Below are 7,467 nucleotides of genomic sequence, written 5' to 3'. Positions count from 1 at the left end.
CAGTTCCGGCATGGCGGCGACCTCCCGCCGCGCGCGGTGATGCTGGGAGTCGCTTCAGCACCGGTGCACGTCATCGCGTGGTGTTGCTGAATCCTGGTGCACCCGACGCCACGCAGGACGCATGATCGGTAGCACCCGCAAGGAGCACCGGGATGTCGCCGAAGGATCCCGAGAAGATGGTGATGGCGACCGCGAAAGCGATGGCGATCGCCGACGTCCACGCCGCCACACCTGGCGTCGTGAGGCACTATGTCGAGGATGCGCGGAAGGTGCTGGTCGGTGTGCTCAAGGCGGCGAAGCGCCAGAAATGGGAGCTGTCGGAGCTGCTGCTGGCGCTCGATCCACCGAAACCCGGGCCGAAGCCCTGGGCGGCGTATCAGGGCCCGCTGCCCTCACGCCGCGGGCCCTGAGCCGTTCTCCAGGATGTCACCCGGGGATGCGGTACACGGTGTAGGATCCCCGCGCGCCCTCCTTGTTGGGGCCGACCTGGCGCACCCGCTCCAGCACCTGCACCTCGATCCCCTGGCGGCGCTTCTTCAGGCCGGCGAAGAAGCCGCGGACCGTGTGACCCTGCCAGCCGGTGGCCTCGCAGATTTGGGCGATGGTCGCGCCCTCCTCGCGGCGGAGCAACGCCAGCACCGCCTCCTGCTTGGTGCCCTCGCGCGGCTTCCGCGGCGTGCCCGGCTCGCGCGCGGTGCGGAGCGGCTTGCCCGCGAGGGCGGCGCGGAGGGCCGCCATCGGCCCGTCGAGGGCGGTGATGATGTCGGTTTCGCGGTTAGCCTCGTCGCCCCAGGCCGCGAGGACCGCGGCGGCGGCGTCGCGCAGGTTGGCCCGCGGGGCGGGCGTGGGCGCGACCTGGGCGGCTTCCGGTTCCGGGCCGTCCTCGTGCTGCGCCGCCTCGTCCGCCCCGCCCGTGGGCGCCGTGTCCGCGCCCGTCGCGGTGGCCTCGGCGGCGGCGCGGCGCTCGGCGTTGCGGCGCGCGATGGCCTCGGCGCTCTGCTCGTCCTCCTCCGGCGCCTCCCCCGCGTTCGGGTCGACGCCGATGGCGCGCAGGCCCTCGTCGGTGATTTTCAGCAGCATCTCGTCGCCCTCCACCGTCCACTTCGCGATGGCGTCGTAGGCCGGGCGGTGCACCGCGATCACCAGGTCGCTCCTCAGCAGGGACTTCGCAACCACCTGCCGCGCTGCGGCCGGGAGGCGCTCGGGCGGGTAAGCCAGGTGCTCGGGGTGCCCTGCGGCGGCGGCGAGGATCGCGCGCTGGGTGTCGGTGAGCTTCATCGTCGGGGTCTCCGGTTCGGCACCCGATGAGCCGGGTGCTACCACCCCGAGCCCCGCAGGCCGGGCCTGCTGGGGCAGTGGCGACGCCGCACGCGGCGGGCGGCGCGTGTCAGTCGCCGCGCGCAATGTCCGCAGCGATGCCCTCACTGATCACGAAGCCCGTCAGGTAGGGCAGCCCCGCGGGGATCCCCGTCTCGCGGCCGGTGCGGCGTCCGATCCGCCAGCCCATCCAGATCGCGGTGGCTGCGTCGATGGCATCCGCGATGCCGCGGCCCGCGTGACGCTGGTTGCTGACTTCGTCGGCAAAGTGGCGTCCGTGGCGGCTGTCGAGGAAGGCGCGCACCGAGTCCGGATCCGTCCCCGTCGCGTCGTGGATCGCGGCAAAGGCAAGCGGCCAGGCCTGGGCGGCACGCTCGCCCATCGTGCCCCAGAAGCCCCACGCGGTGTTCTCGGTGGGAAGGATCGTGCGGTCCGTCATCCTGGTCTCCGTCCTACTCATCGCGTGACGGACCATTCGCGCTGGGGCGCGTACGAGCCAAGCAGAATGCAGCGTTATCTTCGTGCTATGATTCGGCGGTCTCGATTACATTGTGATCCACCGCGCCGCGGGACACGGCAATGTCGTCGAAGCTGCGGTCCTCACCCTCCAGCACGGCCTTCTTGCCGGTCGCCTCCTGCCAGCGCCGGACGATCACGTCGGCATAGGCAGGGTCGAGCTCGAGCAGCACCGCCCGCCGCCCGGTGCGCTCCGCCGCGATCATGGTGGTGCCGGAGCCGCCGAAGGGATCGAGCACCGTGTCGCGGTGCTTGCTGCTGTTGCGGATCGCGCGCTCGACCAGCGCCACCGGCTTCATCGTCGGGTGCAGGTCGTTCCTGGCCGGCTTGTCGAAGTGCCAGACATTGCCCTGGTCGCGCGCGCCGCACCAGTAGTGCTGCGCCCCCTGCTTCCAGCCGTAGAGCATCGCCTCGAACTGCTGGTGGTAGTCGGCGCGGCCGAGGGCGAAGGTGTTCTTCGCCCAGATGATGGTGCTCGACCACTTGCCGCCCGCCTCCTGCCAGGCGCGATGCAGCGTCGGCCACTCGGACGAGGACATGCAGACGTAGCAGGCGCCCTTCGTCACCGAGAGCAGGTTCGCCAGCGCCCGGCGGAGGAAATCGAGGAAGCCAGAGCCCAGCGCGTCGTTGGCGATGGTCATCTTCGCCACAGTGCCGCCTTCATAAGCGACGTTGTAGGGCGGGTCCGTGAAGGCCATGTCGGCGAGGCAGTCGGCGCCGAGGGCGCGCTGCACGTCGGCGAGCTTCGTGGCGTCGCCGCAGAGCAGCCGGTGCGTGCCGCAGCGCCACAGGTCGCCCGCGCGGGTGACGGGCACCACGGAAGGCGGTGGCGCCTCGTCGGCATCATCGTCGAAACCAGCGTCGGCAGACGCCAGCAGCCGGTCGAGCTCCATCCCCGAGAAGCCGAGGACGTCGAGGTCCACCGCCGCCTCGTCGCGGATCCGGGCGATCTCGGCCGCGAGCAGCGCCTCGTCCCAGCCCGAGTTGAGCGCGATCTGGTTGTCGGCCAAGCGCAGCGCACGGGCCTGCGCCGGGGAGAGATGACCGAGCCGCAGCACCGGCACGGAGGCGAGGCCCAGCTGCCTCGCGGCCATGACGCGGCCGTGGCCGGCGATCAGCACACCCTCGGCGTCGACCAGCACCGGGTTCACGAAGCCGAACTCGGCGATCGAGGCGGCGATCTGCGCCACCTGCGCCTCGGAGTGGGTTCGTGCGTTCTCGGCGTAGGGCACCAGCGCCGCGACCGGGATGGTGGTGACCTGCAGATCAGGCTGCATCGGCCAGGGCCTCCGCCCGCGCCGCGGCGACGGCGTCATAGTCCCGCCCGTCCTCCGCCAGGGTCACCGGCAGGTCCGGATGCAGCAGGCGCCAGCGGGCGACCGCCAGGTCGACATAGGCCGGCGCGAGTTCGATGGCGCGCACCCGCCGGCCGGTGCGCTGGCCGGCGAGGATCGTGGTGCCGCTGCCGCAGAAGGGCTCGAACACGACCTCGCCCTCGTCGGTGTAGGCGCGCATCAGGAATTCCGGCAGCGCGACCGGGAATACCGCAGGGTGCTCGGTCTCGATGCCGCGGCCCTTGTGGCGGGTCAGGCGCAGCACGTTGTCGGGGATCCGGAAGTCCTGCACCGGCAGACCGGCGTGCTGGTACTCCGAGATGGTGCCATCGGCGGCGCGCAGCCCGCTGCCCTTGTTCGGCGTGCCAGCCCATTTGCAGGGCACAATCTTGTTCGCCTGCCTGGCCTGACGATTGAAGTGAAAGACGAACTCAAAGGCAGGTGCGAGGCGACCGTTCCAGTCGCCCGGCAGGCCGGGCCCCTGGTCCCAGGCATACAGCCCGAAGCGGCGCCAGCCGCGGGCGCGCATCCAGTCGAGCCAGGCCGACCAATAGGGCTGCCACTCGTTGTCGCGGTGGATCAGGCCGAGGTTCACCAGCACCTGGCCATCCGGCCGCATTGCCGCGTCAAGGTGCTGGAACACGCCCTGCATCAGCGCGTCCCAATCCGAGACCCCGCCGGTGGTGTAGTCGCGCTGGTTCCCATAGGGCGGGCTGGTGAACAGCAGCGCCGCCTGATCGCCGGCCATGACCCGGGCGACGGAGGCGGCGTCGGTGCTGTCGCCGCAGAGCAGCCGGTGCTCGCCGAGCAGCCAGAGATCGCCGGGACGGGCGACGGCCTGGCGCGGCGGGTCCGGCGCGAGATCGGCCGGATCATCCTCCGCCGCTGCCTCCGTCTCCGCCGCGCCATCCCCGCCCCCCTGAACCGCGGGTGCCGACAGGACCTCGGGCGCGTCGCCGTCGGACACGGCCTCCCCCGCCGCCGCGAGGATCTCGTCAAGCTCCGCGGCCGAGAAGCCTAGGCTGGCCAGGTCGAGGTCCGGCGCGGCCCGCACGGCGGCGAGCGCCTCGCGCAGCAGCGTCTGGTCCCAGCTCGCGTTCTCCGCGATGCGGTTGTCGGCGAGCCGGAGCGCCTCCTTCTGCGCGGCGGAGAGATGCCGCAGTACGATGGTCGGCACCCTCTCGATGCCGAGCGCGACCGCGGCCTCGAGCCGGCCATGGCCGGCGATGAGCACGCCGGCCTCGTCCACCAGCAGCGGGTTGGTGAAGCCGAAGGCCAACATGCTGGCCTTGATCTGCTCGATCTGTGCGGTGCCGTGCACGCGCGCGTTGCCGGGATGCGCGCGCAGCTCCGCCACCGGGCGCAGCAGGATCTTCGCTGCCATCCAGGGGAGCGTCATCGGGCCATCCAGGATCAGGAGAGAGTGCGAAATATGCGAACCGCGGCTGCGAACCGGCGCGGCGGTGGTTCGCAGCTAAGCGATTGAGATCAGGGGCGAAGGGTGCGAACTGCGAACCACTTTTCCGGCCGGGCGCTAGCGAAGTCGCGCGCTTCCGCCCCCCGCATACGCCGGGCCCAGGAAGGACCCTGCGGCTCGCGAGCCACGGTCTCGATCGAGCGACGCCGTGGCTCGTTCGCCACCGCCACCAGCGAGACCCACGCCTCGCCAGTGACGGCAGACAAGCACGGCGGAATCACACCGAGCAATGCACTCCCTCACGCCTGTGCAGATTTTGCAGCACCGCCGCCCGCAGAAGCCGGCGCCGGCGCGCCGAACGCCACCGAGGCGGGCCGCGTCAGCCCGTAATGCGCGCCGAGCATGCCGAGCGCCCCGAGCAGGATGCCCTGCGCCTGCGCGGGGTTCACCGCGCGCCCGTTCCAGCCCTGGCGCAGCGCCCAGTCGCGCACGCTGTGCTCGAGGCCAAGCACGTACCAGGCGATGCTGCCCGCGGGACTCGCGAAGCCGCCGAGATGCCGCATCGCCCGTGCCACGCGCTCGCGGGCGACCGCCTGGCTCTCGGAGAGCAGATCGGCCGTGCCGCCGGGGATGCGGATCATCGGCATGACGCGCACGCGATCGAGCGCGGCGCGCTGGAACACGCCGCGGAAGATCACGCCCGCCTCGTGCATCTCGCGCGTGATGCTGCCGTTGGCGAGCAGCACGCCGAGGCTGTCGATGGCACGGCGGTGCAGGATGGGTGTGCCCGTATCGGGATCCGTGCCGCGGACGCCCTCGTCGAAGCCGCCATGCTGCAGCCGCCACCTTGAGGGCTTGGAGAGATCCTCGGGCGGCGTCGTGCGCTTCGCCTTCCGCTTACCGGCCATGGCTATTACCTCCCTGCCGCCGCCCCCAGCGGCGGTTGGCCTCGTTGGTGATGGCCTGGCGCAGCCAGGGATCGGCGATGTCGTCGACCAGGAGCGCGGCGATGCCATGCCGATGCCAGGCGGCGGCGCGCATGGCGTTGAGCTCGGCCTCGGTGGTCGGGCTGCGCAGGCGCCCGAGCGGGCTCCGCGCCAGGGTGGGCGCGCCGGGGAGGCTCATGCGCGGCCTCCGTGACCGTCGGTGGCCCAGAGCAGCAAGGCCAGCGCGTCGGCCTCGTTGTCGTCCACGGGCGCGAAGCCGCGGGCGCGCATGGCGGCGATCATCGCCGCCTTGTCGGCGTTGCCCTTGCCGGTCGCGAAGCGCTTGATGGTGGCGACGGGCACGCCCTCGTAGGCGACGCCGCGCTCCTCGCACCAGGCGGAGAGGTGTGCGAGGAAGCCGCCGTAGAGGTGGGCTGCGTCCGTGCCCGCATGGGCGCGGACTTCCTCGAAGGCGATGCGGGAAAGGCCGCTGGCGAGGCCGGCCATCTCCGTCAGCCAGCCGCGGAAGCGGAGGTAGCGCATCCCGCCGCCCTCGAAGCGGCTCGGCTTGAAGGTCAGGGTGCCGGAGGCGATCCCGCCATCCTGGCTACGCAGCGCCCAGCCGGTGGTGGTGCCGAGGTCGAGGGCGAGGACGGCGTGATGCGGGAGCGCGATCGGCAGCGGGGCGGTGATCGGCGGGCCGCTTGCCTGCGCCGCGGGCATGGGGAGAGTCGCGAGAGCCATGGGGTCTCCGAAAGGGGATGGCTGTGGTGAGGGCGGCGACGGCGCGGTTCTTGGCGGAGTTCGCCGTCGCTGCCCGGCTTGTCGTGGGAGATCCGCTCCAATGGGCGGCCCCGGGCTGTGCGGGCGGCGCATCACGGCACCCCTTCGAGCCAGGGAGGCGTCGTGGGGGTCTGTGGGGGTCTTTTGTTCGAAGACCCCCCGGCGACAACGCAGCTGTTTCCTGGGCTTTGGGGGTCTTGGGGATCTTGGGGGTCTTCTCCGGCTTCTTCCTCACGCATGTGCGCGCGCGCATGTGCGTAGGGGTTGGAAAAAGACCCCCAAGACCCCCAAGACCCGTCGACCCCGCGGAATTCCTGGCCTGAACCGATGGGGGTCTCGCCGCGTGAGATCCCCACAAGACCCCCAAGACCCCCATGCACGGGCTTCTCTGCAGCGGGTTCGAGGCGCCAGCGTTGCGAATTGTGCAGCACCTTCCCCTGGCGGAGGTGGATCAGCCGGTCGCTGATGCGGAAGGCGCGGTCGCGCAGCTTGGTGAAGGCCGCCCCGAGCGAGACCTTCAGGCCATGCTCGTTCTTCGCGCTGATCGGCAGGCTGGCCTCGGCGCTCTGCGCCAGGCCGAGCAGATCGCTGACGCTGACCTCGGCGCTCCCGAAGCGGTCCCACCAGAGCTGGATGAAGGCGCGCCATGCACCACCCTCGCTGTCGGAGGCGGCGATCACCTCGTCGAGGTTGTCCAGGAAGCCGGTGACGCCCGCGACCTGCAGGATGCCGCCCAGCGTCTGGCTCCATACTTCGAAGCTGCCCAGGCTGCGGGCCCCGCGCGGACGACCAGCGGCAATCCAGGCACGGCAGAGCGTGAGGCAGGCAGCGACCAGCCGCCCGCGCTGAGCGCGGACCCAGACCATGAGGTCGGGATGCCGGAAGCCATCGCGCCGCCAAGGCTGGTCGGTGCGGGCGTCGAGGCGGATACGGACGAGGCGGCGGGCGATCTCGTGCGAGACCGCTGGGTTATTGCCGGTGGCGACCCAGGCGCAGCGCACCGGCAGGCGAACCATGTCCGAGGCGCCGAGCACGCGGTCCTCCCAGGCCGGCGCGGTCAGCGCCGCGGCGAGGGCGGCGCTGTCGAGCTCCTGGCGGAGGTTGTCGATCAGCAGCAGGGTCGGCAGCTGGCGCAGCTTGGCGGTGAGCCGCTTGCGCCACTCGTCCTCGTCGC

The 7,467-nt window shown here is 71.6% G+C and carries 8 protein-coding genes and 1 pseudogene; 1 reads left to right on the top strand and 8 read right to left on the bottom strand.

The window, feature by feature from the left end; translation table 11 throughout:
- Window positions 1-152: 152 nt before the first annotated feature.
- Complete coding sequence (locus tag H596_RS0118410) at window positions 153-410, top strand: hypothetical protein (protein WP_027286119.1); 258 nt, start codon at window positions 153-155, stop codon at window positions 408-410.
- A gap of 16 nt (window positions 411-426) precedes the next feature.
- Here H596_RS0118410 and H596_RS24460 read toward each other — a convergent pair whose 3' ends face one another.
- The 8 genes and pseudogenes from H596_RS24460 to H596_RS24265 all read right to left on the bottom strand — a co-directional run.
- On the bottom strand, window positions 427-1,278 hold the full coding sequence (locus tag H596_RS24460; RefSeq protein WP_037302022.1) for a DUF3489 domain-containing protein: 852 nt from the start codon (window positions 1,276-1,278) through the stop codon (window positions 427-429).
- A 109-nt stretch (window positions 1,279-1,387) separates the two neighbouring features.
- Window positions 1,388-1,756 (bottom strand): hypothetical protein, encoded by a 369-nt coding sequence (locus tag H596_RS0118400; protein WP_027286118.1) that lies wholly within the window; start codon window positions 1,754-1,756, stop codon window positions 1,388-1,390.
- Between the two features lie 85 nt (window positions 1,757-1,841).
- Complete coding sequence (locus H596_RS22415; protein ID WP_037302026.1) at window positions 1,842-3,110, bottom strand: site-specific DNA-methyltransferase; 1,269 nt, start codon at window positions 3,108-3,110, stop codon at window positions 1,842-1,844.
- Complete coding sequence (locus tag H596_RS0118390) at window positions 3,100-4,566, bottom strand: site-specific DNA-methyltransferase (protein WP_027286117.1); 1,467 nt, start codon at window positions 4,564-4,566, stop codon at window positions 3,100-3,102. Before H596_RS0118390 ends, H596_RS22415 begins: the two co-directional genes overlap by 11 nt.
- Window positions 4,567-4,883: 317 nt before the next feature.
- Window positions 4,884-5,492 (bottom strand): hypothetical protein, encoded by a 609-nt coding sequence (locus tag H596_RS0118385; protein WP_027286116.1) that lies wholly within the window; start codon window positions 5,490-5,492, stop codon window positions 4,884-4,886.
- Window positions 5,482-5,709: a hypothetical protein gene (locus H596_RS0118380; RefSeq protein ID WP_027286115.1), complete on the bottom strand. Its 228-nt coding sequence runs from the start codon at window positions 5,707-5,709 to the stop codon at window positions 5,482-5,484. The genes H596_RS0118385 and H596_RS0118380 overlap by 11 nt, the downstream gene beginning before the upstream one ends.
- Window positions 5,706-6,254, bottom strand: coding sequence for a hypothetical protein (locus tag H596_RS0118375; protein WP_027286114.1), 549 nt, complete (start codon window positions 6,252-6,254; stop codon window positions 5,706-5,708). Before H596_RS0118375 ends, H596_RS0118380 begins: the two co-directional genes overlap by 4 nt.
- A gap of 131 nt (window positions 6,255-6,385) precedes the next feature.
- A pseudogene (locus H596_RS24265) lies at window positions 6,386-7,467 on the bottom strand (DUF7146 domain-containing protein); the annotation flags it as partial.

The organism is Rubritepida flocculans DSM 14296, assembly GCF_000425365.1.
Classification (GTDB): domain Bacteria; phylum Pseudomonadota; class Alphaproteobacteria; order Acetobacterales; family Acetobacteraceae; genus Roseococcus; species Roseococcus flocculans.
The sequence above is the reverse complement of the archived record's forward strand: the minus strand, read 5'-3'. Positions and strand labels throughout refer to the sequence as shown.

Coding starts and splice junctions, on each gene's coding strand:
- H596_RS0118390 (WP_027286117.1), bottom strand. CDS start 4,566: ATGACGCTCCCCTGGATGGCAGCGAAGATCCTGCTGCGCCCGGTGGCG.
- H596_RS0118380 (WP_027286115.1), bottom strand. CDS start 5,709: ATGAGCCTCCCCGGCGCGCCCACCCTGGCGCGGAGCCCGCTCGGGCGC.
- H596_RS0118375 (WP_027286114.1), bottom strand. CDS start 6,254: ATGGCTCTCGCGACTCTCCCCATGCCCGCGGCGCAGGCAAGCGGCCCG.
- H596_RS24460 (WP_037302022.1), bottom strand. CDS start 1,278: ATGAAGCTCACCGACACCCAGCGCGCGATCCTCGCCGCCGCCGCAGGG.
- H596_RS0118385 (WP_027286116.1), bottom strand. CDS start 5,492: ATGGCCGGTAAGCGGAAGGCGAAGCGCACGACGCCGCCCGAGGATCTC.
- H596_RS0118410 (WP_027286119.1), top strand. CDS start 153: ATGTCGCCGAAGGATCCCGAGAAGATGGTGATGGCGACCGCGAAAGCG.
- H596_RS22415 (WP_037302026.1), bottom strand. CDS start 3,110: ATGCAGCCTGATCTGCAGGTCACCACCATCCCGGTCGCGGCGCTGGTG.
- H596_RS0118400 (WP_027286118.1), bottom strand. CDS start 1,756: ATGACGGACCGCACGATCCTTCCCACCGAGAACACCGCGTGGGGCTTC.